This is a genomic window from Meiothermus sp. (assembly GCF_025056915.1).
Taxonomy (GTDB): Bacteria; Deinococcota; Deinococci; order Deinococcales; family Thermaceae; genus Meiothermus.
This window is the reverse complement of the sequence record NZ_JANWVH010000180.1, coordinates 1-647: the sequence shown is the minus strand read 5'-3', so window position 1 is coordinate 647 and position 647 is coordinate 1. Positions and strand designations below refer to the sequence as shown.

Here is a 647-nt window from a genome sequence, read left to right as displayed (position 1 = left end):
GTCATCGGCACGGCGTCCTGCAACTGGGTGCGCCCCATCTTCAGCACATCGGCGAACTCGCGCGCCTTTAGCTCGAACTCCAGCCGCAGCCGGGACATCGCCTCGCGCAGCCGCCGAATCTCGAAGTGCAGCGCAATTTTGACCGCCGTCGGGTACACGTCGTTGGTGCTCTGGCTGAGATTGACGTGCTCCAGCGGGTGCAGATATTGGTACTCGCCGCGCGCATGGCCGAGCAATTCAAGCGCGCGGTTGGCGATGACCTCGTTGGCGTTCATGTTGGTGGAAGTGCCGGCGCCGCCCTGAATGACGTCCACCACAAAATGCTCGTGCCACCGGCCGCGCCGGATTTCCTCGCAGGCTGCGATGATGGCCTCCGCCCGCGCTCTGTCCAGCAGCTTCAATTCGAGGTTCGTGAGCGCCGCCGCTTCCTTGACGCAGGCCAGCGCGCGGATCAGCTCCGGATAGGCCGAGATGGGCGTGCCGGTGATGGGGAAATTCTCCAGCGCGCGCAGGGTATGGATGCCGTAGTAGGCATCACGCGGCACATCGCGCTCGCCGAGCAAATCGTGCTCGCGGCGGGTCGGCGGTTCGGTCATCGGAGACCTCCGGCTCGATTGGAAAAAAGGGTCAGGCGGATTTTTCGAGGA

The 647-nt window shown here is 64.1% G+C and carries 1 protein-coding gene; it reads right to left on the bottom strand.

From position 1 onward, the window contains the following. Positions 1 to 596, bottom strand: a 596-nt coding sequence (locus NZN28_RS14545) for a lyase family protein (RefSeq protein WP_295399374.1), incomplete at its 3' end; no start/stop codon positions are given. Positions 597 to 647 lie beyond the last annotated feature (51 nt).